The sequence below is a fragment of the Pseudomonas sp. G5001 genome, from assembly GCF_013385475.1.
GTDB lineage: Bacteria > Pseudomonadota > Gammaproteobacteria > Pseudomonadales > Pseudomonadaceae > Aquipseudomonas.
The window spans coordinates 1-21970 of record NZ_JACAPZ010000008.1 but is presented as its reverse complement, the minus strand read 5'-3'; the positions used below and the strand labels follow the sequence as shown (position 1 = coordinate 21970).

Here is a 21970-nt window from a genome sequence, read left to right as displayed (position 1 = left end):
GCTTGGATCAACTCCAAATCCCTTTCCCGCTCAACCGCTCCCGGTCATGCTCCGCCTCAAACGTCTGCAACGGCCCCTTTGGCACAATCCCCGTCGGATTAATCGTGCGGTGACTGGCGTAGTAATGCCCCTTGATGTGAGCAAAATCCACCGTCTCGGCAATCCCCGGCCACTGATACAACTCCCTTAGCCAGTTCGACAGGTTCGGATAATCCGCAATTCGCCGCAGGTTGCATTTGAAGTGGCTGTAGTACACCGCATCAAACCGGATCGCCGTGGTGAAAAGCCTTACATCGGCTTCAGTCAGGTATTCTCCCGCCAGGTAACGATGCTCACCCAAGTGCTGCTCAAGGTGATCCAGTTCGGCAAACACATCATCAAATGCGGCCTCATAAGCCTTTTGTGACGTGGCAAAGCCTGCGCGGTACACACCGTTGTTCACGGCGGGATAGATTCGATCGTTCAGTGCATCAATGGTCGAGCGCTGGGCTTCGGGATAGAAATCCAGTTGATTGCCGGTCAGTTCATTAAACGCACTGTTGAACATGCGAATAATCTCCGCCGACTCATTGCTGACAATCCGCTTGAGCTTCTTGTCCCACAACACCGGCACTGTGACCCGCCCGGTGTAGCTGGCGGTGTCGGCGGTGTAGCGTTGGTGCATGAAGGTGAAGTCGTCAAGCTTGTCGCCGCTGGAGCCATGGGCCTTGTCGAAGGTCCAGCCGTTTTCCAGCATCAGCCAACTGACCACCGACACGTCGATCAGGCTTTCCAAGCCTTTGAGCTTGCGCAGGATCAATGTGCGGTGCGCCCAGGGGCAGGCGAGGGATACGTATAAATGGTAACGACCGGCTTCAGCCGCGAAACCGCCTTCGCCGGTCGGGCCGGGTTCACCATCGGCGGTCACCCAGTTGCGGCGTTGCGCCTGCTCCCGTTGGAAGGCGCCGTCTGCGCTACTTTCGTACCACTGGTCATGCCAGCGTCCTTCGATCAGCAAACCCATGACTGACTCCTTGGCTAATAAGCGTTGGAGTGCAGTCTAAAGGTCTGAGTTCGAACAAAAAGCGCAAAGGCTGGGGGTTAATGATCGACTAAATCGATTTGTCCCGGGCATCCCAGTACTGTTGGGCCAGTTCGAACGCCTGTTCCCGCGGGTGGCCGAGGCCGCGCAAGGCCAGGGCCATGGTGGCGATCAGTGCCAGTTGCGGGTAGCTGTCCTGCACCTCACCGCGCCATAGCGCCTTCAAATGCTCGGGCTCCAGGGCCGCAGGCTTGACGTGGCGCTGGGCGGAGAGGGCGGGCCACTCTTCATCCCAGCTTTCGCCGCCGGTAGTGCCGTACAGGTGGCTGATGGTGTCCGGGTTGATCTCGATCTCGCCGCCGTCGCCCTTGATCACGATGCTGTTGTCGCCAAGCAGGCCGCTGGCATCGCGGTGTACGCCCTGGTAGCCCGGGTGGAAGATGCTTTGCAGGCCGCAGCGGGCGCTCAACGGGTTGAGGATGCGCGCCAGTGAATGGATCGGCGAGCGCAGGCCCAGGGTGTTGCGCAGGTCGATCATGCGCTGCAGTTGCGGCGCCCAGTCCCCCAGGGGAATAAACGCCAGGTTGCCCTGTTCAAGGGCCGCTTCCACCTGTTGCCAATTGCGGCACAACGGAATCTGCAAGCCATCCAGCAACTGCTCGGTGTAGAGCCGGCCTGCCGTATGCGCGCCGCCGCCGTGCATCAGGATACGCACGCCGTTCTGTGCCAGGCACTTGGCTGCCAGCAGGTACCACGGCAGGTGGCGTTTTTTACCGGCGTAGGTCGGCCAGTCGACATCCACATTGAGCGACGGTGCATTCAGGCGCTCGCGCACGGCTTCGGTGAAGCCTGCGAGTTCTTCCGGGCTTTCTTCCTTGTGCCGCAGCAGCATGAGGAAGGCGCCGAGCTGGGTGTCTTCGACCTTCTCGTCCAGCAGCATGCCCATGGCTTCCCGGGCTTCCTCACGGGTGAGGTTGCGGGCGCCGCGCTTGCCTTTGCCGAGGATGCGCACGAACGGCGCGAACGGGTGCTCGGCAGGGGTTTCAGTGATCAACGGGGCAAAATCAGTCATAAGCAATTCGTCGGCCTGGGCAGGCCCGCCAGCTTGGCGGCGAGTTTGGCGGGAGTGCCTTTGAACAGTCGGTTGAGGTGCAGGCTGTTGCCCTTTTCCGGGCCCAGCTTCAAGGCGGTGTACTTGATCAGCGGGCGGGTGGCGGGCGACAGCTGGAATTCGGTATAAAAGCCGCGCAGCAGTTCGAGGATTTCCCAGTGTTCCGGGGTCAGCTCCAGCTCCTCGGTAGTGGCGAGGGCGTTGGCCACGTCGCTGGACCACTCGGTCAGGTCGACGAGGTAGCCGTCCTTGTCCAGTTCGAGGGTGCGTTCACCTACGGTCAAAGTGTTCATAGCCAGGTGTTGACTTTGTCATAGTCGATCGACAGCTGGACGAACGCCGGGTAATCGACACTGCCGGCCCATTCAGGCACGGCGAGGTTACGCGCCTGGCTGTCTTCGGCCAGTACAAACACTTTCACGCCCCTGGCCTGCAGGGCCTGGCAAGTCGCGCTGGCGGGTTGCAGGGCGTAGGCGCCGTCGCCGCACAGCAGGATCGCATCCTGGGTGCCACAGAGGCGCAGGCAGCTGTCCAGCCGGCTGTCGGTAAAAGGCGAGTGGGATACCACATGCAAGGTCGACATCAGAGGGTAATCACCTGGTCGTAACGGTCAATCATCTGTGAAATTTGTTCACTGCTCAGCGGCTGTGCGTTGCCGGAGGTGGCCAGCCCGCGCACGGCGAGGCTATGGCTGCAGGCAAACACCTCTTCGACGCCAAATAATTCCAGGGCCTGGAGGTTGGCGCTCAGGTCTTTCTGTTGCACGGCCCTGGCGTCCTGGCTCGCGGCCAGTTGAAACACGCCGTCATCCAGAAACAACAGGCCAATCGGCAAATCAAACGCGCCGCCAGCCAATACGATATCCAGCGCTTCACGGGCGCTGGGGCCGGACCACGGCGCCTGTCGGCTGATCACCAGCAAGGATTTCGACATGTCACGGCCCTCCGAAGCAGATCAAGCGGTCAGCGGACTGGGCGGCGTCATGCAACTGCCCAAGCCCGGACAATGCCCAAGGCGCGTCCAGGTTCACCGCGCTGCGCTGATAACGGGTGGCCTCTTCGGCATTCAGCACGCCACGGCGCAGGGCCGCGGCGATGCACACCACGCCATCGAGCTGATGCTCGCTGACAAACTCGCGCCACTGACGGGCGATATCCTGCTCATCCTGCGGCGCAACAATGTTAGTGGACGCGCTGTAGACGCCATCCTGATAAAAAAACAGCCGCACAATCTCATGTCCACCCGCCAGCGCCGCCTGGGCGAACAGCAAGGCACGGCGCGAGGAGGGCGCATGGGCGGCGGAAAAAAGCGCAATCGCGAACTTCATGGAACACTCTGAAGGCAAAACCTGTGGCAATGATAAAGCCGCAGGCAACAAAAAGCCCGCCGAAGCGGGCTTTTTGCATGCGGCTGCGATCAGTCGTCGCGGCCCATGATGCCGAAGATCTGCAACAGGCTGATAAACAGGTTGTAGATCGATACATACAGGCTGATGGTGGCCATGATGTAGTTACGCTCGCCACCCTGGATGATTGCGCTGGTCTGGAACAGGATGCAGGCCGAGGAGAACAGCACGAAACCTGCGCTGATCGCCAGTTGCAGGCCGCTGATCTGGAAGAACATGCCTGCCAGTACGGCAGCCAGCAACACGAAAAAACCGGCGGTGATGAAACCACCCAGGAAGCTCATGTCCTTGCGGGAGATCAGCACATAGGCCGACAGGCCGCCAAATACCAGGGCAGTCATGGCAAATGCCGAGCTGACCACTTCCGCGCCGCCGGCCATGCCGAGGTAGCGGTTAAGGATCGGGCCGAGGATAAAGCCCATGAAACCGGTCAGGGCAAACGCCGACACCAGGCCCCAGGCCGAGTCGCGCAGCTTGTTGGTCAGGAAGAACAGACCGTAGAAGCCGATCAGCACGACGAAGATATTCGGGTAGCCGACGCGCATTTGCTGGGCTACGAAGGCCATCACGCCGCTGAACGCGAGGGTGAGAGCGAGCAAGCCGTACGTATTGCGCAGGACGCGGCTAACTTCTAGCTGCTCAGCCTGCGCGTTTCCATTCACTGCGTAATTTTGTTCGCGCATGGCGACACTCCTTCAGTTTTGAAACATTCAGTCGCAAGGATCATAACAGACGCTCTGTAACAAGCTATGGCGAGAGTTTGACAGTGTGTTTCATTCGGGTATTATGGCGCCCGCTGAGACAGGATGGGCTATGCTAATCCTGTGTTGCACAAGGGAAATTGGCAGAGTGGTTGAATGCACCGGTCTTGAAAACCGGCGGACGTTAATAGCGTCTCCAGGGTTCGAATCCCTGGTTTCCCGCCAAGATTTACTCAAAAGCCCCGCTATTGCGGGGCTTTTGCGTTTCTGGGGTTCAGGAATACACCTCTAATCGTTTCCGTATCATTTCAGGCAGTTTCCGCAACTCTGCAAAAAGTGGGCGTCAGCGGGTAGGTTTCACGATCTCACCCCCCGCGCCGATAACCGTCTCGGTTATCAGTTCACGCTGGAGAAGTCAGGCACCCAAGCCGGGCGCGCTGTCTGGCGTGATTCGTTACTGAGAAAAGGCGCAATTACAGGTGGAAGTCGCCCGCAGCCTCCGGCTGGTAAAGCACTTTCTTGATCTCAATCCGGCGGGTCCGGTCAGCAATTCGCCAGTCGATGGCGTCTCCCTCCTGATAGCCAAGGATGGCGGTGCCTATGTCGGAATACACGGAATGCTTTGCTGCGTTGCTGTCCGCGTCTTCAGGGTAGACCAAGGCCACTTCGAACTCTTCATCGTCCAGTTGCAGCAAGGCCCTGGAGTTCATCGTGATGACATTGCACGCCACCTGCTGCGGCTTGACGACAATGGCCCGCTCAAGCTCATGTTCGAGTTCAACAACCGCCGGGCCTTGCTCGAACGCGATCAGATCCTCGAGCCTGGCCTTGTCGATTTCAGTGATGTAGATCCTGGTGGAGTCGCCACCGGCGCCTTCGCGCAAGAACTGGAAATAGCTCGCCGCCGTCATGGAAAATGACGTCAATGTCGGCGTTTCGCTCTCCAGCATAAAGCCGCTGCGCAGAAAGGCTTTCAGCGAGCGCGAGTTGTCCGGGTGAATCTTGGCGATGAGCTTCTCGGCCCGCATGTCGAGGAAGGCCAGTTTCATGCCTTCGCGGATCGTGCTGGCGCCCAGGTTCCGGCCCCATTTGTCGCTGTCTCCGATGACCAGGACAATCTCGCAATTTGAGCCGGTCTTGATGAGACGGACAAAGCCCACCGGGGCGTCATGCCGGTCATAGGCCATAAAGAATCTGCCGCCCTGGTTGAATAGATGAGTCAGGATCGGCAACTGAGTCCGATCAATGACTTGCTCAATGGAGCGGGAGACATGACGCGAATCGCTCAGGTAGCAGGTGATGCGCTCATCCTCTAACCAATCCATCAACGTCAGCGCGTGCGCCCGCGTAATTTCAGGGCACAGCGAAATGAAAGGCTTGTTCATCTTGACCACACTTACTTGTAAAGGATTGAAGCCCTTCATGGATATGTCATGGCGGTTCTTCGGCAACCGGATATTTTAAAACATGCCGCGAGTAATGGCGAACATGCCAGAGAGTTCCACGAAGCCACCGCTTGCTGAACCCGACCCAGGCAAGCACTCAAGAGAAAGGTGGGCTGACTACGCATCGCAGCCTGAGGGCGGCCTGTCTATCCAACCGAGCAAGCCGTTCCCGGCTGGTACTCAAATGTAAAAATTTTTATCTGCCCTCTTGAAAATTTTCCCGGCGAACATAAATTTTTATCACGCGACGCCGAATGCGGGTCGCGCACTTAATCACTTGGATTTAATCAGGAGATTTTGAGATGGCTACTACCCTTTCCTTGGCCCCTTTGTTCCGTCAATCCGTGGGCTTCGATCGCTTCAATGACCTGTTTGAGTCGGCGCTTCGCAGCGAGGCTCCGAACACTTATCCGCCTCACAATGTGGAAAAGCACGGTGATGACGAATATCGCATTGTCATTGCTGTCGCTGGGCTTACTGAAGCGGATCTGGATATTCAGGTCGAGAAGGGCGTTTTGACAGTCGTTGGCGACAAGCGCGAAACCGAGAAAGCAGTCACTTATCTGCACCAGGGCATCGCGCAACGAGCATTTCGGCTGTCGTTCCGGCTGGCAGATCATATCGAGGTGCGCGGTGCTTCGATGAACAACGGGCTGTTAAGCATCGACTTGCTGCGCGTGGTTCCTGAAGAGGCCAAGCCCAAGCGCATCACGATTGGTAGCGGGAAAGAGCCCGAACTGCGTCAGGTTAGTTTGCAATAAGTCAGCGGTAACAAAAAAGGCGCTCTTGGTAGCGCCTTTTTTTGTGTGTGGAATCAAAACGCCTACCGATCAATACCTGGCTACGCAGAGTACCCGGTAGATCCATCAACCGGGCACTCCCGCCTGTTTAGAAGATATTCAACGGGTACTCGGTAATCAGGCGTGTCTGCACCAGATGCCCCCCGGTGGAAGCATCGCCATCGTGCCAGGCTTCCCTCAGGCGAAAGGACAGCTTCTTGGCCGGGCCACTCTGCACGACGTATTTCACTTCGGCGTCGGTTTCGTGTTCCTGGTCGTTGGCGCCATAGAACCCGGTGTAGGCCGAATTGCCGGGGGTATGCGTACCGTCGATGCCGGCACCGCGAATATGGCGGGCCATGAAGCTCAGGCCGGGGGCGCCAAAGGCTCCCATGTCCAGGTCATAGCGCATCTGCCAGGACCGCTCGCCCGGGCCGTTGAAGTCGGAGTATTGCACCGAGTCAGCCAGGTTGATCGAGTTGCCGTAGCGCCCGGCACCGACGCCGGCATTGGTCTCCCCAAAGCCGACGTAGTCGAACGGCTCGTCACCATGCACTTTCTGCCCGGCCAGGGTGAAGGTCTGTGCACCCAGGGTGTAGGCAGCCGCCAGCGAGGCTGCGGTGGTGTCGATGGTCCCGGCCTTGGCGCTGCCGTCGTCCAGTGTGCGATAGAGGTTGAAGTCCAGCGCGACGGATTGGTCATCGGTCAGTGGATGAACAAGGTTCAGGTTGACGTAGTACTGATTCCACACGTCTTCCAGGTGTGCTCCGTACAGCGACGCGGTGAATTCCTTGCTGAACTGGTATTTGCCGCCCGCGAAGCTGGCCGACGACGCTTCCACGCCCGCATAGCTGGCGAGAATGTCGCCGCTGCGCGAGGTGGTGGTGGTACCGGTGCCGGAGGTGTAATGGCCGGCCTCCAGGTTCAGGCCGGTGATTTCATGGCTGTCGATCTGGAAGCCTGTTGCGGTCTGTGGCATCAGGTAGTTATCGGCGGTGGCGAACACCGGCGACGTAGGCTGCAGGTCGCCGACCTTGAGCGTGGTATTGGAAATACGGAACTTGACGTCACCACCGGCCTTCGCGAAGCCATGATCCGGATTGCCATTGGCGTCGGACGGTATGTTCGGGCCACCGGCGCGGTCGGTGTCCCCGTCGATGCGCAACGCCAGGTCGGCAAACGCATCAATGCCGATGCCAATGGTGCCTTGAGTGAAGCCCGAGCTGTAGGTTGCCATCAGCGCCTGGCTCCAGTCACGGGTGTGGGCGCCGTTGCCGTTCTGGTTCCAGAACAGGTTGCGGTTGAGGATATTCAAGCTGCTGTCGGCGACAAAGCCCTTGGAGTCGGACTGATCGCTGGCATAGCTCATGGCCGGCAAGGCAAATGCCAGCGCCACGGCCAAGGTATTGAGCTGAAGTAACGGTTGACGTTTTTTCATTATATTTTGCTCCTGTGCACGAGTTCGTGTGGGAGCATTAAGGCGACAGCCCAGGCCATCAACAAATGAAACTGGATGAAGGTTTTGATATCCCTTTTACCAAATTCCAGGCAAAGAAAAGCCCGCGATGGGGAGTGCGGGCTTAAAGGTGTTCACTTAGGAGCTGGAGTGACGATAAGCGCTCGAGTGTGAAAGGGATGTGAAAGGTTGTTGGGTGCGTAGCGTATTTATCACGAGTGATCCTCTCCTCGCACAATCCTTCCGGCCTTCACCTCATCCGCGTACCCGCTGAGCTTTTCCTGCTGAGCCGCGAGCAGTGCACCCATCTTCATCAGGGCGACTGCTTCGTCGGGTGATTTGGCGACCCCGGCGATAGTGGCCAATTGATTGACCGACCAGGCGATAACGGCCGTCGCATCTTCGAGGTCGTAGAACAGTTCCTGCTGTGCGGTCCTTGGGCCGTCGAGCCTTTCCATCAGTTCTGCCATTTACCCGTGCTCTCCAAAAAAGTGGTTCAGTGCGATCAGCTCAAGCACCGTTGCGCCAATCCTCCTGTAAGCCGGCGGACACGGCAATCGCGATTTTCCCTTGAATGCCGTTGTTGGGGCTTTCCAGGCGGGAATGGGCGAGCGGGATGTCGGCAAGGGAATAGACCGCGCCAACGTGTGGCCGCAGTTGACCGTTGGCGATCAGTGCGCTCATTTCATCCAGCTTGCCGCGGTTCTGTCGTGTGAAGACGAAGTGATAACTCGCGTTCCTGCCCCAGGCCTGGACGAGGTTCTGGGGGTGCGCCGTGTCCACAATCGTGACCACGCGACCCAGTTGCGCAAGCGCGTCCGGGCTACGGGACAATGTGGTGCCGCCGATGGTATCGAACACCACATCAACGCCACGGCCACCCGTTTCCCGCAGGATGGCGTCGACGTAATCTTCCTTTTCGTAGTCGATGATTACGTCCGCACCCAGGCTTCGCGCGAACTCGACATTGACGTCGCGTACGGTGGTGAACACCTGGGCGCCAATGGCTTTCGCCAGTTGGATCGCCACATGGCCGACGCCGCCCGCGCCGCCGTGCACCAGGATGCTTTCTCCCACCCTGAGGGCTGCACGCACCACCAGCGCTTCCCAGGCGGTGCCGCCGACCAGGCTCAGGCTTGCCGCTTCAAGGTGACTCAGGGCAGGGGGCTTCTTCCCGATAATGCCTTCGGCCGCCACGTGGTATTCGGCATAGCTGCCGGGTCCGTCAAATATTTGCGGGGTGTACCAGACTTCGTCGCCTGGCGCGAAGGACGTAACCCCCGGCCCGACTTCCTCAACGACCCCCGATACGTCATGCCCGGTAATCGCCGGTAGCGGCACCAGGTCAGCGTAGTCGCCACGTCGGACCTGGTAATCCAGCGGGTTGATGGAGGTTGCGTGTACGCGGACCAGGACTTGCCCCGTGTGCGGAACGGGCTTGGGAACGTCGCGAAGTTCGAATGATTCCGGGCCGCCAAATGACTTGAGTATCAACGCCTTCATTGCATTTCCTCGTTTCGATAAAAAGGGATATCGCGAAATCTCGATATTCTGTGGTAAAAAAACTACAAATCTTTCCCTATGATCTCGGCAAGCCTGCGGATGGTGGCTTCATTGCGCTTGTAGTAAGTCCACTGGCCGATGCGCCTGACTTCGACCAGACCCACCCGTTGCAGCGTTGCCAGGTAACCAGACACCGTCGACTGCGAGAGCCCGATGCCTTCCTGAATACTGCTGACGCACACGCCCACCGTGTGAACGTCCCCTTCATCTTGTGCAGGGAAGTTCTTCTCGGGGTCCTTCAAACCTTTCAGGATTTCGAGGCGTGTCTGGTTTGAGAGGGCTTTGAATATTTCGAGTAAGTCCATGGCGCGATCATATCGAGAATTATCGATATGTCAATGTGTGTCAGATATAAAGGGTAGTCAGTTTCAGGCCTCACCGGAGGCGGCGACCAAGGACGTGTCGCGCTGCGGGCCTCTGAGCTATAACAGTGTAAAAGCACAAAAAACAAACGTGTTTCCGGGCTGTTTTCAGGAGAGAACTCATGAGCGCCATGGACGTGGGGCAAGTGGTGCCTGGCTACGAAACCTTCGTCGGGCGTGAGGCATCGTGGGCCGGACGCCAGTTCATGAGCTTCAGCTATAGCGTCAATGGGCAGCACTTTCACAAGTCTCTCAACGAGACGGTTGACGCTTGGTCAACGACGGCGCTTCGTAAAGCCTCGTATGGCTTGCGAGTGGGAGACCCGGTGTCTGTCTGGTGTTCTCTCACCGACCCCGAGGTGTGTTGCATTGGCGAAAAACCAGCAGAGAAACCCGCGATCCTGCGGTGGATAGAGTCTCTCGGAGCGTTAGGGCCGTTATGAAATTGATCCCCACCGTTCGTCCATCGGCCGGCACTCGCGACACCGCATCGTTTCTCATGTTCAAGCACGGACATCCCGCGCTAGAACGGAGAGCCAGCATGGAAATTAACGAGAAGGCCCCTGGGAACGTATCCCAGCAAGGCGTAACGCGCGGTACAGACAATGAAACCGGGCATGATCCTCGGCGCGATCAACCTGAAGCGCCTCTACCACCGGACGATGATGCCCCTCTGGAAGAGGATATGTCGGATGTGGATGCGGCTGATTCTGTCGCGAGTGAACACCCCGACAACTGAAGCATCCGAATCAGCCCGACGCACACTGCGTCGGGCTTTTCGGTGTCAAGCGACGATTACGGCATCAGCACCGAATCAACCACATGAATCACGCCATTGGACTGCATCACATCCGCAATGCTGATGCTGGCCTTGCCACCCTTGGCATCCACCACCCACAGTTTGCCGTCATGCAGCTTGATCGTCAGCGACTCACCCTGCACGGTTTTCAACATCACGGTACCGCCGTTCTTCTTGGCGTCGGCCATCAGTTGTGCAGAGGTATGAGTGCCAGCCACCACGTGATAGGTCAGGATTTTTGTGAGATCGGCTTTGTGCTCAGGTTTCACAAGCGTATCCACGGTGCCTGCGGGGAGCTTGGCGAAAGCTTCGTTGGTCGGTGCGAATACGGTGAACGGGCCTTTGCTGTTAAGGGTATCCACCAGTCCGGCTGCCTTGACCGCCGCAACCAGAGTGGTGTGGTCCTTTGAGTTGACTGCGTTTTCGACGATGGTTTTCGTCGGATACATCGCCGCGCCGCCCACCATTACGGTGTCGGCGGCAAAACTTAGGGATGTGGTGACGGAGAGGATCGTAAAGCAGGCAACGGCAGCAATTTTTTTGTAGATGGCGTGCATGATGTATCTCCTTGGTGCTTGTGCCCTCCGGGTGAGGGTATTGAATCTACGTACCAAGGATCAAAGTGGATGCACCTCTGGAAAAATTATTGGTTTGCCGCCCTCACTGCACTTTTTCCCGTTCTTCCGATCTATCTCTGTCCCGACCACACTAATTTCCGGCGTGGACAGCAGACCCAGACCTGGTGCCGATGGATCGCACGTTACCTGTTTTTATCACCCGATGGATGCGTCAGCCGCTGTGGCTGGCTGCGGTTTTGATGCTTTGCGCCAACGGTTGCAGCCAGCAGCAGGGGCGCGATATTGCCACGCAGTTCCGCAACGGCAAGCCCGACGAGTTCTTCCAGACCAGCGTTGATCGCATGGCCACCCTGAGCATGCGCGACAACCTGCAAAGCCTGTATCTGCTGATGAGCAAGCTCTACCTGCGCAACCCCAACCAGTGGCGTCAATCGGGTTACACCGACGCGGTGACCGCCGCCCGGCAAATCCGCCAGGCCATCGAACTTCGCCAACCACTGCCCGCCCTGGGGGATCGTCGCGACCTGGCGGCGCTGAGCTATTCCCTGAGCCCGGAGTTTCGCGGCGACCGGGTAGGCGCCTTCATCTACGCGATCGGCAGCATGCTGGTGACGGCACACGGCGGGCGCACCGAGTTTTATATAACGGACTCGATCAACCCGCAGTTCGTCAGCAATGCCGCGCGCAATATCGAGAAGGCCACCTGGCTGCTCAGTCAGCGCCAGGATGCCAATGGCTCGCTGTTGCTGTTCTCCAACGAGATCTCGGAGGCGGGCAGCAACCTCAGCTTTGCCGTGGAGTTCGGCAAGATCGTCGCGCGCCTCGACCTGTTGACCCAGATGCTCGACGAACGCTACCGGCGCATCGGGCTCAACTACGCGCAAAGCTTGCTGCTGATGAATTTCCTGCCGGTGCAGTGACGATGCGGGCCTCCCTCACACCTCGGTTTGCGCTTTGCCGCGGGCAACGGTTTTCTTCGGCGCGCGCATCAGCAGTGGGCCGAACGTCGCGAGCAAACCGAGCATCACCAGCGGGAAGAACATCAGCTTGCTCAGGCCGAAGTTGCTGACGATGACGGTGATGACGGCGGGGCCCACCAGCATCCCGGAAAATCCGATGCAGTTGACGATGCCGATATTGCGCCCGGCATGTGCCGGGTCCCGGCGCCCGGCGGCGGAGATCATCAACGGTGCGATGCACGAAAGGCCGAGGCCAAACAACGCGAAGCCGACAACGCCGGTCACGGCCGTACCGCCCAATATCGTGGTGATCATGCCGAGGACGCACAACGTACCGCATCCAAACACCACCTGCGCATTACCGAACGCAGCGGCCAGGCGGTCGCCAAAAAGACGCCCCACGAATGACGCACCGACGAACAGTGAGACCGCCATGCCTGCGGTCGAGGTGGTGGTCGCGAACTCCCGGCGAATGTATTCCTGGCCCCAGTCGGCAATTGCGTTTTCGCCCATCATGCTGCCCAGCAGCAAGGTGCCGAGAGCGATCATCACCAGCAGCGTCTTGGCCGAAGGGCCCTTGCCGGTTTCGTCCCGGGACTGGGTGCCGGCTTGCCAGTCGTCGAGCTGGGCGTCGGGCACATCATGCTTGCCCAGCAACCATCGGCTGAACACACAGCCCAGAATGAACATCGCCAGGCCCAGTACGGTGTAAGGCACCAGCACGCTGTCGGTGTAGAACCGGGTCAGCCAACTGCATGCCATGCCCAGCAGGAAGCCGCCCAGGGAATAGAAGGCATGGAAGCCGGACATGATCGAGCGTCGATAAAACCGTTCAACCTGCACGCCGTGGGCATTCAAGGCGGTATCCAGGGCGCCGCGCAACAGCCCCAGCACAGAGCCGAAACACAGCGCAAACCAGAAACCGTTGACGAAGCCCAGCGGGATAATCGAAAGGGGATAGGCGAGGGCGCCAAGGGTAATTACCGGCTTGGCGCCGAAGGTGTCCAGCAGCCGCCCGACCAGCAGCGCACCGGCTGCGGAGCCGACCCCGACCCCGAGGGCAATCAGGCCGAAACTCGAGTCCCCGAGTTCTCCCGTCAGGCCAAGCTGGGTCCTGAACACGCTTACACCGGTGGACCAGATGTACATCATGGCGCCGATCATCATGAAGCCGAGAAAGGTGGCGATACGTGCCTTGCGAATACGCGGGGGGATCGGGGTTTTCTGGAAAGTGCTTATCACGCTGCATGGTCCCTTTTGTTTTTGTGGGGTGGTTATGCAATTTTGGGTTATACGAATAACCTTACGGAAGTAAAACCTGCACCCTGTAGGCTGTCAATGCTTTATCAATCCAGAATATGTAACAGTCACAAGGCAGTGGCTGGCGCTTGAGTTTTAAGTTATACGTATAACTCCAACTGTCCAGGTATTGGGGTTTCCGTGTCGTCTCAAGAGTTGTTATTGCCGTGCTCCACGCCGCATATGTCGGCCTACCGCTTGACGTTTCTGCTGTCCGGCCTGTGCATGGGCGCCTGGGCGCCGCTGGTTCCCTATGCGCGCAGCCGGGCCGGGGTGGACGACGGCGCATTGGGCATCCTGTTGCTGTGCCTGGGCCTCGGCTCACTGGTGATGATGCCGCTGGCGGGCATCCTGAACGCCCGCAAAGGTTGCCGCTTTACCATGCACATCGGCATCGCCCTGGTGTTTCTGACGCTGCCTCTGCTGGCGACCACACATTCATTCTTGGGCTTGATGTTTGCCCTGACCGTGTTCGGTGCAGGGTGCGGCGCAGTGGATGTGACGATGAACGTACAGGGCGTGATGGTTGAGCGTGCGACCGGGCGGTCCTTGATGTCGGGTTTTCATGGCTTGTTCAGCCTGGGCACGATTGTCAGTGCGGCGGGGATCACCGCGCTGCTCTGGCTGGGCGCCACGCCGTTGCTGGCCAGCAGCGCGGTGATGGCGGCACTGGCTGCGTTTGTCCTGAGTTACGGGCGCCAGATGCTCGGGCGCAGCGGCGAAGAGGGCAGCCCGATCTTTGTGCGGCCCACGCGTAAAGTCCTGGTGCTGGGGATTCTGTGCCTGTTCGCGTTCCTGGCCGAAGGTGCGATTCTCGACTGGAGCGCGGTGTTCCTGACCCAGGTGCGTGATGTCGAGCCTTCCATTGCAGGCCTGGGCTACGCCTGCTTCGCCGTGATGATGGCGTTGGGGCGCTTGAGTGGCGACCGGATTCTGCTCAGGCTCGGCGCCCGGCTAGTACTGGTGGGCGGTGGCCTGATTGTAATCCTGGGCTTTCTCACGGTGGTGCTCGCGACGAACTGGCAGGTGAACCTGGTGGGGTTTGCGGTCATCGGCATTGGTTTGGCCAACATCGCGCCGGTGTACCTGTCGCTGGCGGGCGCGCAAAAGACCATGCCGGGGGAACTGGCGATTGCCGCTGCCACCAGCCTCGGTTATCTGGGTATCCTGATGGGCCCGGCGGTGATCGGCTTGTTCGCCCACGCGACGAATCTATCCTGGGCGCTGCTGGCGGTTGCCTCGCTGATGGTCGCAATCATGTTCAGTGCCACACGACTGGTTCCGAAGGTTTCCCCTCAACGGGTACACTGAGCGCCTGTTTTTTCATGACCTCGCATGAGGTTTCAAAAGGATTGGGAAGCAAGCGATGGCCGTTTCAATGAAAGACGTAGCACTGGCGGCAGGGGTGTCCCAGCCTGCGGTGTCTTACGCCTACAACCGACCTTCCAAACTGTCCCCGGCCCAGCGCGAGCATATCCTCGAGGTGGCCGCTTCATTGGGCTACCCGGGCCCCAATGTGCTGGGCCGCAGCCTGCGCTCGGGCAAGATCGGCGCCATCGGGTTGATGATGATGGACAAGTTGTCCCTGGCCTTTGCCGACCCGTGCACCATCGCCATGCTGCGCGGCATCAGTGAAGTGGGCGAGTTGGAAAATGTCGCACTGACACTGTTTCCGCTCAACAACAACCGCCTGGTGGGCCGGGGCCCGGCGGCGAGCCACGGCAGCCTGGCCCTGCGCGGGCTGGTGGATGGCCTGATTATCTCGACCCTGCCCGATGATCACCCGGCGGTGCTGGCGGTGGTGAAGCACAGTATTCCGTTCGTGGTGATCGACTCGCCGCTGGTCGAGAATTCGTTTTTTGTCGGCATCGACGATCGCGGTGCGGCTCGCACGCAAATGCAGCATCTGCTGGACCTGGGCCACCGCAAGATCGGCGTCATCATTGACCGCCTCAATCCGGATGGTTACCGCGGCCCGATTGACCTGCAACGCTTCAAAAGTGCCAGTGAGCGGATTGTCCGCGAACGCCTCACCGGTTACGTGGAGGCGGCCACCGCCGCGGGCCTGGCGTTTGAAGACCTGAGCGTGATCGAGGCCGGTGGGCTGGATTCCACGTCCGGCCAGGCCGCAGCGTTCACATTGCTGACCTCCAACGACGTCACGGCAGTGGTGGCGTGCTCGGATGTGATGGCGATTGCCTGCATGAAAACCGCCCACGCCCTCAGTCGCCAAGTGCCGCAGACACTTTCGGTGATCGGCTTCGACGATATTCCCGAGGCGGTGCAACTCGGTTTGACCACCATTGCGCAACCCATGGTGGAGAAGGGCGTGTACGCCGCACGCATGCTGACCGAGCAATTGAATGCCCCGGTTGATGCGCCGCTGGCGCCCGAGCAGAAGATTTTCGCCACCAAGCTGGTGGTGCGTACGTCGACCCGCAGTATCCAGCAGGCAGACGCCTGATCCCGTTGTTAAGGGATCGCTGTAGGAGCTGGCTTGCCTGCGATGGCATCGACTCAATACCACTGACAGACCCAGTCGACTGCATCGCAGGCAAGCCAGCTCCCACCTTTACCCGGGCTGCCCCTTGAAGTGTGCCGCTACTCTGAGGGCATTCGCCGCGATGGTCAGTGCCGGATTAACCGCCGCCGACGACGGGAAGAACGAGCTGTCCACCACCCATACATTCTCCAGGTCATGCAGCTTGCAGTTCAGGTCCAGCACGCTGGTGGTTGGGTCCTTGCCCATCACGGCAGTGCCACACTGGTGGGAGTTCGTCGCGATGCCCATGCGCGCCTTGAGGATCAGCGGATACCCTGCATCACGCATGGTTTGGGTGGCCTTGCTCACCAGTCCTTCATGGGCCTTGAGGTTGTTCGGCGTCCAGTGAACCTTGATCGCACCGCGCTGTGTGTCGTAGGTGACGCGGTTGTCCTGGGTCGGCAGATCTTCCGAGGTCAGGTACAGGTCTACGCTGTGGTCAGTGATATAGCGTGAAGCGAATTTCGGCAGCCAGGGCCGCATGGCACTGATCATCGGCTCGCGGATTTTCCCCAGCATCTGCACGTTACCCAAGGGGAATGCGTTGTGCGGGCTGGCGCTGTACCAGTCATTGATGGCCAGGGTTTTCTGGAAGGTCACGTTGTTCTTGCGTCGCGGGTCCACCGCCAGCATGAAGGTGCTGTTGTGCACCATGTAGTTACGCCCCAACTGCCCAGAGCTATTGCCCAGGCCATGAGGATGTTGAGCGTTCGCAGACTTGAACAGCAATGCCGCACTGTTGACTGCGCCGCACGCCAGCACGAAGCGTTTGGCACGCAGTGTCACCTCGCGTCCATCGAACAGACCCCGCGCTTGAGTCACGGTTTTGCCATCGTTATCGGTGTTCAGCTGCCTGATCGTGGTGCGAGTCATCAGCCGAATGCTGCCACTGCGCAGGGCGGGCCTGAGCGCAGAAACTTCAGCGTCGGCCTTGGCCTCCACCAGGCACGGATAGCCATCGCAGGTTGAGCACAATACGCAATCGCCGCCATCGCCATAGTCCACCGCCGCCGGCATCACGAACGGCTTGAGTCCGGCACGCTGCATGCTTTGCTCCAGCGCAACCAGGGCCGGATCGTGCTTGAGTGCCGGTTGCGGGAAGGGTCCTGAACGCCAGGGTTCGCTGGGGTCAATGCCGGCCTGGCCATGCACGCGGTAGAGCTTTTCCGCTTCGGCGTACCAGGGTTCAAACTCGGCGTAGCTGACGGGCCACGCAGGCGACACGCCCTCGGCATGCTGGATCTCGCCAAAGTCCGCCTCGCGAAACCGTGGCAGCATGGCGCCGTAGAATTTGGTGTTGCCGCCGACGTAATAAAACACCCCCGGCGAAAATGCTTGGTTGGCCTGGTCCAGCCACGGTTCGGCATTGCGATAGCGTCCTTGGCCGAACACCGCTTCAGCGCTCCAGTTCTGGATTTCCCGGGGCAGGAAATCCCCTCGTTCGACGATCACAATATCCAGCCCGCTGTCACGCAGGGCATGGGCGAAGGTCGAACCGCCCATGCCCGAGCCGATAATCACCACGTCACAGTTGATCGTGCCATCTGCATCAGGTGTCACCACGTCGAGGGCGCGCGGTTCGCGCGGCGCCCCCGGTTGTGGATTCAGCTCTGCATGATGCGAAATCAATGCATCACTCATGTGAGCCGCTCCGGCATTTACAGGTGTTGTTCGGAATTACGGATTTGCCAGTACTCATCCTGGCGTTCGTCGGTGATGTATTCCGGAATCGGGAAGTCCCACCAGCCGGGCACCCAAGGGCCAGCCGCATCGCGGTCGGTGGGTACTTCGATCAGCACCGGCACATTCAAATCCAGCGCTTCCTGCAGGATAGGCTCAAGGTCTTCCGGGCGCTCCACACGGTAGGATTTGAGGCCGAAGGCTTCGCCCACCGCCTTGAAGTCCGGGCTGTAGGGCGTGCCGTCCGGGTGGTTGAATTCAGTGCCGATATGGCGGCTGGTCTGCTTGCGCTGGCCACCGCGAATCGACATGTAGCCGGCGTTGTTCTGGATCAGGAACACCACAGGGATATTGTTGGTCACGCAGATCGCAATTTCCTGGGAGGTCATCAGGAAATCGCCATCCCCGAGGATGCACACCACCGGCTGGTCAGGCGCCGCCAGCTTCGCACCGATGGCCGCAGGTACGGCCCAGCCCATGGACGAGAAGCCGCCGGAGGTCAGGTGGGTACGTGGCGTATAGACCGGGAAAGTCTGCTTGACCGCGCCCTGGGTATTGCCCGAGCCAACCACCACGATGGTGTCCCGCGGGAACACTTTGCGCAGCGCGCCGAGGGGGCGTTGCGAGGTGAACGGAAAGCGATCGGAGTCACGACGGCCCGCCAGTTTGGTTTCCCATTCTTCCTGATAACCGCGCAGGTCGCTCAGGTACTCTTCGCGTTCAACCGTCTCGCCTTTCAGGCTTTCGACAATGGCGGCGAGGGCGTATTTGGCGTCGGCACAAATGCCCACGGTCACCGGGTAGTTCTTGCCGATTTCATGCGGGTCGATGTCGATGTGGATCAGCTTCGACGGCGGGATCGCGAAGGTCACGCCCTTGGCGTAGCTGGACGACGACCAGTCGGTGAAACGGCAGCCCACGGCGATGATCACGTCTGCGGTGGACGCGACTTTATTGCCGCACAGGGTGCCGGTCTGGCCGACACTGCCGGCGAACAACAGGTGATCTTCCGGGAAGCCGCTCTTGCCGTTCCAGGTGGTGACCACCGGGATCTTCCAGGCTTCGGCCAGGGCGAACAATTCCGCGCTGGCTTCGCCGGTAATCACGCCGCCGCCGATCACCAGCACCGGGCGCTTGCTCAGTTTCAGCTCTTCCACTGCGCGTGCGGTGGCTGCCGGGTCCGGGAAGCATTTGCCGATCGGGGTGCGCTCTTCGAGGGCATGCAGGGTCACTTCAGCGGCCTCGGCCTGCACATCCATCGGGATTTCCAGGTGCACCGGCCCCGGGCGTCCGGTGACCATTGCGCTCCAGGCGCGGTGCATCATGAACGGCAACTCTTCAACACGGGTCGCCACCCAATGACGCTTGGTCACGGCCTCGGCGATTTTCGGGAAGTCGTTGTCGGTGTAGCGCTCCAGCTCCTGCAGCAAGCCATGGCCACGCATGTGAGTGGGTGGCCCGCCGGTGATCAGCATCAGGCTGGTGGAGTCGGTAAACGCGGTGGCCATGCCGATCACCGTGTTGGCGGCGCCGGCACCGATGGACGTCACTGCCGCCATCGGCTTGCCGCTCACCCGGTAGTAACCGTCGGCGAGGTGCACCGCGCTCTGCTCATGGAACACCTGGATGAACTTGAGCTTGGAGTCTTCTTCGAGGAAGGCGTCGGTCAGGGTCCAGATACCGTGGCCGGGAATACCGGCGACGTATTCGACGCCATAGTTTTTCAGGGTTTGAGCCACGATCTGGCTGCCGGTCAATTTAGTCATGACAGGACTCCTTGGGTTGATGAAACGGAGGGGGTTGCCTCGGCGGTACTGGCTGCACGCCCGCGTGTCGCCCAGTTCAGGCCTTGCTTGGTCAGGCGGCGGATATTCGGGTCGGCGAGGTTGCTGGTGTCGTGCCCGATGGAGTGATAGAACACCCGCCCCTGGCCCCACTGGCGCACCCAGGCCACCGGGCTGCGATGGCCGTTGAGCCAGGGGAAGGGGTTGCCGTCGAAGGTGGTTTCAGCCAGCACATGAATGTTCGGGTCGACCTGCATGTAGTACTGCTCGGACCGTACCTCGAAATCCTCGACGCCCTGGGTCACCTCGTGGCTGTGGTCGATGACGTTGACCTGGTACGGGTGGGGAAAGCCTTCGCCCATCGGGTGTTCGAGGAATGAGCCGCCGAGCACCCAGTGATATTTGAGGCTGGCGCGAAACGCCGCGCCTGCGCCGTGCCAACCCACCAGGCCGGTGCCGCTTTCGATCGCTTCCAGCAGGCGGTTTTCCTGGGACGCGGTGAGCGTCTCGGTAGTGACGGCGTTGTTCCAGCCGATCACGATCAGGTCATAACCGGTCAAGTCCCTGTCCAGTGTGAAGATGTCGGTGGACTCTTCGACCTCGAAATCCAGTTCCTGGAAAACGGTGCGCGCCCATGCCGCAATTTCGTAGGGGAAATGGCCGGGCCAGCCACCGAATAGATACAAGACTCGACTCACGGTTGATCACCTCTTTACGTTGGGTGTGATTGTTAGGTTATACGTATAACCGCTTATTTAACCTATCACTCCGAATCCCTAAGTCAATGGGGCTTACATGTTTTTCATCGGGGGTTATACGAATAACATCAGCAGCCCGCCGCAGTGCTTCAACACTGCGTCTGTGTTGCGTCAGGTTGCGTCACCAATAGGGAGGCTGCGAAATTGCCCGGGGCAGGGGGGTAGGAAAAGATGGTTGCCAATGCCGGGGGCATGTCGCGTGCCCTCAAGAACCACCTGGAGCCACTGATGATTCGTTACCTGAAAACGCCTAAACCGGTCGAAGCCCAAGCCGAGATTGCCGCCCAAGTCCGCGATACCGTTGAGCGCATCATCGCCAACGTCGCCCGTAACGGCGATGCGGCCGTACGTGAATACTCGAAGCAGTTTGATCAGTGGTCGCCTGTATCTTTCCGGCTGAGCGACGAAGAAATTGCCGCCTGCGTGGCGAGCCTGTCCGAGCAGGAAATCGGCGATATCACCTTTGCCCAGGCCCAGGTCCGGCGCTTCGCCGAGGTGCAAAAAGCCTCGATGCACGATGTGGAAGTCGAGACCTTGCCTGGCGTGATCCTTGGGCATCGCAATATTCCGGTGAACTCGGTGGCTTGCTACATTCCGGGCGGCAAGTACCCGTTGCTGGCGTCGGCGCATATGAGCGTGCTGACAGCCAAGGTGGCCGGGGTGAAGCGCGTTGTTGCGGCCGCGCCGCCGTTTGATGGCAAGCCTCATCCGGCCATTGTGACGGCGATGTATTTGGCGGGTGCCGATGAGATCTATTGCGTGGGCGGGGTGCAGGCGATTGCTGCGTTTGCGTTGGGCACCGATACGTTCAAGCCGGTGGATATGATCGTTGGGCCGGGTAATGCGTATGTGGCCGAGGCCAAGCGTCAGTTGTTCGGCAAGATTGGTATCGACTTGATTGCCGGGCCTACAGAGACACTGGTGATTGCTGATGACAGCAGCGATGTTGAAATCATCGCTGCCGATTTGTTGGGGCAGGCGGAGCATGGGGTTAATTCGCCTGCGGTGTTTTTGACGAACAGTGCGGAGTTGGCGCAAACCCTGCCGGCGGAGATCGAGCGGCAGTTGGCGATCCTGTCCACCGCACCGGTTGCTTCTGTCGCCTGGCGCGACTATGGCGAAATCATCCTGTGCGACAGCATCGACGAGCTGGTGCAGGAAGCCGATCGCATCGCCTCCGAGCACGTGCAGGTGATGACCCGCGATCCGTTGTATTTCCTGGAGCACATGACCAATTACGGCGCGTTGTTCCTTGGTGAGCGCACCAACGTTTCCTATGGCGACAAGGTGATTGGGACTAACCACACATTGCCTACCACCGGGACTGCGCGGTACACCGGCGGGCTGTGGGTCGGCAAGTTCATCAAGACGTGCACGTACCAGCGGGTGCTGACGGATGAGGCTTCGGTGTTGGTAGGGGAATACTGCTCGCGGCTTTGCGGGATGGAAGGGTTTGCGGGGCACAAGGAGCAGGCGGATATTCGGATTCGTCGTTACAAGAAGCACGGTTGAGGGTACATATCCGTTGTTTGGGTAACGGCCTCTATTGGTTCCGCTCTTACAGCGGCTCACTTTTGAAGAGCGCAAAAGTAAGCAAAACGCTCTTGCCCCACCACTCGGCACCTCGCCTAGGCTCGGTGTGCCCTCACTCCGGCTTTGGACCGTGGGCCGCCGTCATGGGCCATCCCTGGCCCAGGACGGCTAACCCGGCGTCCTGCCGGGTTACCC

At 59.6% G+C, this 21970-nt stretch carries 24 protein-coding genes and 1 tRNA gene; 8 read left to right on the top strand and 17 right to left on the bottom strand.

What is annotated here, in order from left to right; all coding sequences use genetic code 11:
- Positions 1-7: 7 nt before the first annotated feature.
- The 7 genes from HX805_RS07680 to HX805_RS07650 form a co-directional block, all read right to left on the bottom strand.
- The gene (locus HX805_RS07680) at positions 8-1003 is read right to left on the bottom strand and encodes a glutathione S-transferase family protein (RefSeq protein ID WP_177080931.1); all 996 of its coding nucleotides are present in this window, start codon (positions 1001-1003) and stop codon (positions 8-10) included.
- Between the two features lie 88 nt (positions 1004-1091).
- Positions 1092-2093: a glycosyl transferase family protein gene (locus HX805_RS07675; protein WP_102369435.1), complete on the bottom strand. Its 1002-nt coding sequence runs from the start codon at positions 2091-2093 to the stop codon at positions 1092-1094.
- On the bottom strand, positions 2090-2425 hold the full coding sequence (locus tag HX805_RS07670) for a TusE/DsrC/DsvC family sulfur relay protein (protein WP_177041787.1): 336 nt from the start codon (positions 2423-2425) through the stop codon (positions 2090-2092). Before HX805_RS07670 ends, HX805_RS07675 begins: the two co-directional genes overlap by 4 nt.
- The gene (gene tusB / locus HX805_RS07665; protein WP_177029081.1) at positions 2422-2715 is read right to left on the bottom strand and encodes a sulfurtransferase complex subunit TusB; all 294 of its coding nucleotides are present in this window, start codon (positions 2713-2715) and stop codon (positions 2422-2424) included. Before tusB ends, HX805_RS07670 begins: the two co-directional genes overlap by 4 nt.
- Entirely contained in the window at positions 2715-3065 is a 351-nt protein-coding gene (tusC, locus tag HX805_RS07660) for a sulfurtransferase complex subunit TusC (RefSeq protein WP_087693046.1), read from the bottom strand. The genes tusB and tusC overlap by 1 nt, the downstream gene beginning before the upstream one ends.
- Before the next feature lies 1 nt (position 3066).
- On the bottom strand, positions 3067-3459 hold the full coding sequence (gene tusD, locus HX805_RS07655) for a sulfurtransferase complex subunit TusD (RefSeq protein WP_003219632.1): 393 nt from the start codon (positions 3457-3459) through the stop codon (positions 3067-3069).
- A gap of 89 nt (positions 3460-3548) precedes the next feature.
- On the bottom strand, positions 3549-4220 hold the full coding sequence (locus HX805_RS07650) for a Bax inhibitor-1/YccA family protein (RefSeq protein WP_003219636.1): 672 nt from the start codon (positions 4218-4220) through the stop codon (positions 3549-3551).
- Between the two features lie 152 nt (positions 4221-4372).
- Here HX805_RS07650 and HX805_RS07645 point away from each other — a divergent pair.
- Positions 4373-4463: transfer RNA gene (locus HX805_RS07645), tRNA-Ser, on the top strand.
- Positions 4464-4711: 248 nt separating this feature from the next.
- Here the strand turns inward: HX805_RS07645 and HX805_RS07640 are convergent.
- Positions 4712-5623 (bottom strand): bifunctional GNAT family N-acetyltransferase/nucleoside diphosphate kinase regulator, encoded by a 912-nt coding sequence (locus HX805_RS07640; protein WP_177116745.1) that lies wholly within the window; start codon positions 5621-5623, stop codon positions 4712-4714.
- Positions 5624-5985: 362 nt separating this feature from the next.
- Here HX805_RS07640 and HX805_RS07635 point away from each other — a divergent pair, with 362 nt between their 5' ends.
- Positions 5986-6444, top strand: coding sequence for an Hsp20 family protein (locus HX805_RS07635; RefSeq protein ID WP_003219642.1), 459 nt, complete (start codon positions 5986-5988; stop codon positions 6442-6444).
- Positions 6445-6571: 127 nt separating this feature from the next.
- On the opposite strand, the gene HX805_RS07630 is transcribed toward HX805_RS07635, so the two are convergent.
- From HX805_RS07630 to HX805_RS07615, 4 genes are all read right to left on the bottom strand, one after another.
- A complete protein-coding gene (locus HX805_RS07630) occupies positions 6572-7900 on the bottom strand; it encodes an OprD family porin (protein ID WP_003219643.1) in 1329 nt (442 codons plus the stop codon).
- Positions 7901-8130: 230 nt separating this feature from the next.
- On the bottom strand, positions 8131-8388 hold the full coding sequence (locus HX805_RS07625) for a hypothetical protein (protein WP_102604527.1): 258 nt from the start codon (positions 8386-8388) through the stop codon (positions 8131-8133).
- Positions 8389-8428: 40 nt separating this feature from the next.
- Entirely contained in the window at positions 8429-9421 is a 993-nt protein-coding gene (locus tag HX805_RS07620) for a zinc-dependent alcohol dehydrogenase family protein (RefSeq protein WP_003219647.1), read from the bottom strand.
- A gap of 62 nt (positions 9422-9483) precedes the next feature.
- Positions 9484-9786 carry a helix-turn-helix transcriptional regulator gene (locus HX805_RS07615; protein WP_003219649.1) on the bottom strand — a complete coding sequence of 101 codons (303 nt, stop codon included), beginning with the start codon at positions 9784-9786 and terminating at the stop codon, positions 9484-9486.
- 179 nt (positions 9787-9965) lie between these two features.
- Here HX805_RS07615 and HX805_RS07610 point away from each other — a divergent pair, with 179 nt between their 5' ends.
- Positions 9966-10286, top strand: a complete 321-nt coding sequence (locus tag HX805_RS07610; RefSeq protein ID WP_177116735.1) for a hypothetical protein — start codon at positions 9966-9968, stop codon at positions 10284-10286.
- A gap of 98 nt (positions 10287-10384) precedes the next feature.
- Complete coding sequence (locus tag HX805_RS07605) at positions 10385-10582, top strand: hypothetical protein (RefSeq protein WP_023658951.1); 198 nt, start codon at positions 10385-10387, stop codon at positions 10580-10582.
- Positions 10583-10638: 56 nt separating this feature from the next.
- On the opposite strand, the gene HX805_RS07600 is transcribed toward HX805_RS07605, so the two are convergent.
- Positions 10639-11199, bottom strand: a complete 561-nt coding sequence (locus HX805_RS07600; protein WP_003219652.1) for a fasciclin domain-containing protein — start codon at positions 11197-11199, stop codon at positions 10639-10641.
- Between the two features lie 191 nt (positions 11200-11390).
- Between HX805_RS07600 and HX805_RS07595 the strand changes: the two genes are divergently transcribed.
- The gene (locus tag HX805_RS07595; protein ID WP_177116734.1) at positions 11391-12140 is read left to right on the top strand and encodes a hypothetical protein; all 750 of its coding nucleotides are present in this window, start codon (positions 11391-11393) and stop codon (positions 12138-12140) included.
- 15 nt (positions 12141-12155) lie between these two features.
- Here HX805_RS07595 and HX805_RS07590 read toward each other — a convergent pair whose 3' ends face one another.
- Positions 12156-13418: an MFS transporter gene (locus tag HX805_RS07590; protein ID WP_102604557.1), complete on the bottom strand. Its 1263-nt coding sequence runs from the start codon at positions 13416-13418 to the stop codon at positions 12156-12158.
- Positions 13419-13661: 243 nt separating this feature from the next.
- On the opposite strand from HX805_RS07590, the gene HX805_RS07585 reads away from it, so the two are divergent.
- Positions 13662-14789 carry an MFS transporter gene (locus tag HX805_RS07585; protein WP_177116744.1) on the top strand — a complete coding sequence of 376 codons (1128 nt, stop codon included), beginning with the start codon at positions 13662-13664 and terminating at the stop codon, positions 14787-14789.
- A 55-nt stretch (positions 14790-14844) separates the two neighbouring features.
- Positions 14845-15942 (top strand): LacI family DNA-binding transcriptional regulator, encoded by a 1098-nt coding sequence (locus HX805_RS07580; protein ID WP_177116733.1) that lies wholly within the window; start codon positions 14845-14847, stop codon positions 15940-15942.
- Between the two features lie 108 nt (positions 15943-16050).
- On the opposite strand, the gene HX805_RS07575 is transcribed toward HX805_RS07580, so the two are convergent.
- The 3 genes from HX805_RS07575 to HX805_RS07565 are packed head-to-tail and all read right to left on the bottom strand — an operon-like array spanning position 16051 to position 20182.
- Positions 16051-17661, bottom strand: coding sequence for a GMC oxidoreductase (locus tag HX805_RS07575; RefSeq protein ID WP_102369430.1), 1611 nt, complete (start codon positions 17659-17661; stop codon positions 16051-16053).
- 17 nt (positions 17662-17678) lie between these two features.
- Positions 17679-19466, bottom strand: a complete 1788-nt coding sequence (locus HX805_RS07570; RefSeq protein ID WP_177116732.1) for a thiamine pyrophosphate-binding protein — start codon at positions 19464-19466, stop codon at positions 17679-17681.
- Positions 19463-20182, bottom strand: a complete 720-nt coding sequence (locus HX805_RS07565) for a ThuA domain-containing protein (RefSeq protein WP_032898774.1) — start codon at positions 20180-20182, stop codon at positions 19463-19465. Before HX805_RS07565 ends, HX805_RS07570 begins: the two co-directional genes overlap by 4 nt.
- A 288-nt stretch (positions 20183-20470) precedes the next feature.
- On the opposite strand from HX805_RS07565, the gene hisD reads away from it, so the two are divergent.
- Positions 20471-21754, top strand: a complete 1284-nt coding sequence (gene hisD, locus HX805_RS07560; protein WP_177116743.1) for a histidinol dehydrogenase — start codon at positions 20471-20473, stop codon at positions 21752-21754.
- Positions 21755-21970: the final 216 nt, after the last annotated feature.

What these genes read in the sequence shown, in the direction of transcription:
- HX805_RS07680 (WP_177080931.1), bottom strand. Translation starts at nt 1,003, where the DNA reads ATGGGTTTGCTGATCGAAGGACGCTGGCATGACCAGTGGTACGAAAGT.
- HX805_RS07675 (WP_102369435.1), bottom strand. Translation starts at nt 2,093, where the DNA reads ATGACTGATTTTGCCCCGTTGATCACTGAAACCCCTGCCGAGCACCCG.
- HX805_RS07670 (WP_177041787.1), bottom strand. Translation starts at nt 2,425, where the DNA reads ATGAACACTTTGACCGTAGGTGAACGCACCCTCGAACTGGACAAGGAC.
- tusB (WP_177029081.1), bottom strand. Translation starts at nt 2,715, where the DNA reads ATGTCGACCTTGCATGTGGTATCCCACTCGCCTTTTACCGACAGCCGG.
- tusC (WP_087693046.1), bottom strand. Translation starts at nt 3,065, where the DNA reads ATGTCGAAATCCTTGCTGGTGATCAGCCGACAGGCGCCGTGGTCCGGC.
- tusD (WP_003219632.1), bottom strand. Translation starts at nt 3,459, where the DNA reads ATGAAGTTCGCGATTGCGCTTTTTTCCGCCGCCCATGCGCCCTCCTCG.
- HX805_RS07650 (WP_003219636.1), bottom strand. Translation starts at nt 4,220, where the DNA reads ATGCGCGAACAAAATTACGCAGTGAATGGAAACGCGCAGGCTGAGCAG.
- HX805_RS07640 (WP_177116745.1), bottom strand. Translation starts at nt 5,623, where the DNA reads ATGAACAAGCCTTTCATTTCGCTGTGCCCTGAAATTACGCGGGCGCAC.
- HX805_RS07635 (WP_003219642.1), top strand. Translation starts at nt 5,986, where the DNA reads ATGGCTACTACCCTTTCCTTGGCCCCTTTGTTCCGTCAATCCGTGGGC.
- HX805_RS07630 (WP_003219643.1), bottom strand. Translation starts at nt 7,900, where the DNA reads ATGAAAAAACGTCAACCGTTACTTCAGCTCAATACCTTGGCCGTGGCG.
- HX805_RS07625 (WP_102604527.1), bottom strand. Translation starts at nt 8,388, where the DNA reads ATGGCAGAACTGATGGAAAGGCTCGACGGCCCAAGGACCGCACAGCAG.
- HX805_RS07620 (WP_003219647.1), bottom strand. Translation starts at nt 9,421, where the DNA reads ATGAAGGCGTTGATACTCAAGTCATTTGGCGGCCCGGAATCATTCGAA.
- HX805_RS07615 (WP_003219649.1), bottom strand. Translation starts at nt 9,786, where the DNA reads ATGGACTTACTCGAAATATTCAAAGCCCTCTCAAACCAGACACGCCTC.
- HX805_RS07610 (WP_177116735.1), top strand. Translation starts at nt 9,966, where the DNA reads ATGAGCGCCATGGACGTGGGGCAAGTGGTGCCTGGCTACGAAACCTTC.
- HX805_RS07605 (WP_023658951.1), top strand. Translation starts at nt 10,385, where the DNA reads ATGGAAATTAACGAGAAGGCCCCTGGGAACGTATCCCAGCAAGGCGTA.
- HX805_RS07600 (WP_003219652.1), bottom strand. Translation starts at nt 11,199, where the DNA reads ATGCACGCCATCTACAAAAAAATTGCTGCCGTTGCCTGCTTTACGATC.
- HX805_RS07595 (WP_177116734.1), top strand. Translation starts at nt 11,391, where the DNA reads ATGGATCGCACGTTACCTGTTTTTATCACCCGATGGATGCGTCAGCCG.
- HX805_RS07585 (WP_177116744.1), top strand. Translation starts at nt 13,662, where the DNA reads ATGTCGGCCTACCGCTTGACGTTTCTGCTGTCCGGCCTGTGCATGGGC.
- HX805_RS07580 (WP_177116733.1), top strand. Translation starts at nt 14,845, where the DNA reads ATGGCCGTTTCAATGAAAGACGTAGCACTGGCGGCAGGGGTGTCCCAG.
- HX805_RS07575 (WP_102369430.1), bottom strand. Translation starts at nt 17,661, where the DNA reads ATGAGTGATGCATTGATTTCGCATCATGCAGAGCTGAATCCACAACCG.
- HX805_RS07570 (WP_177116732.1), bottom strand. Translation starts at nt 19,466, where the DNA reads ATGACTAAATTGACCGGCAGCCAGATCGTGGCTCAAACCCTGAAAAAC.
- hisD (WP_177116743.1), top strand. Translation starts at nt 20,471, where the DNA reads ATGATTCGTTACCTGAAAACGCCTAAACCGGTCGAAGCCCAAGCCGAG.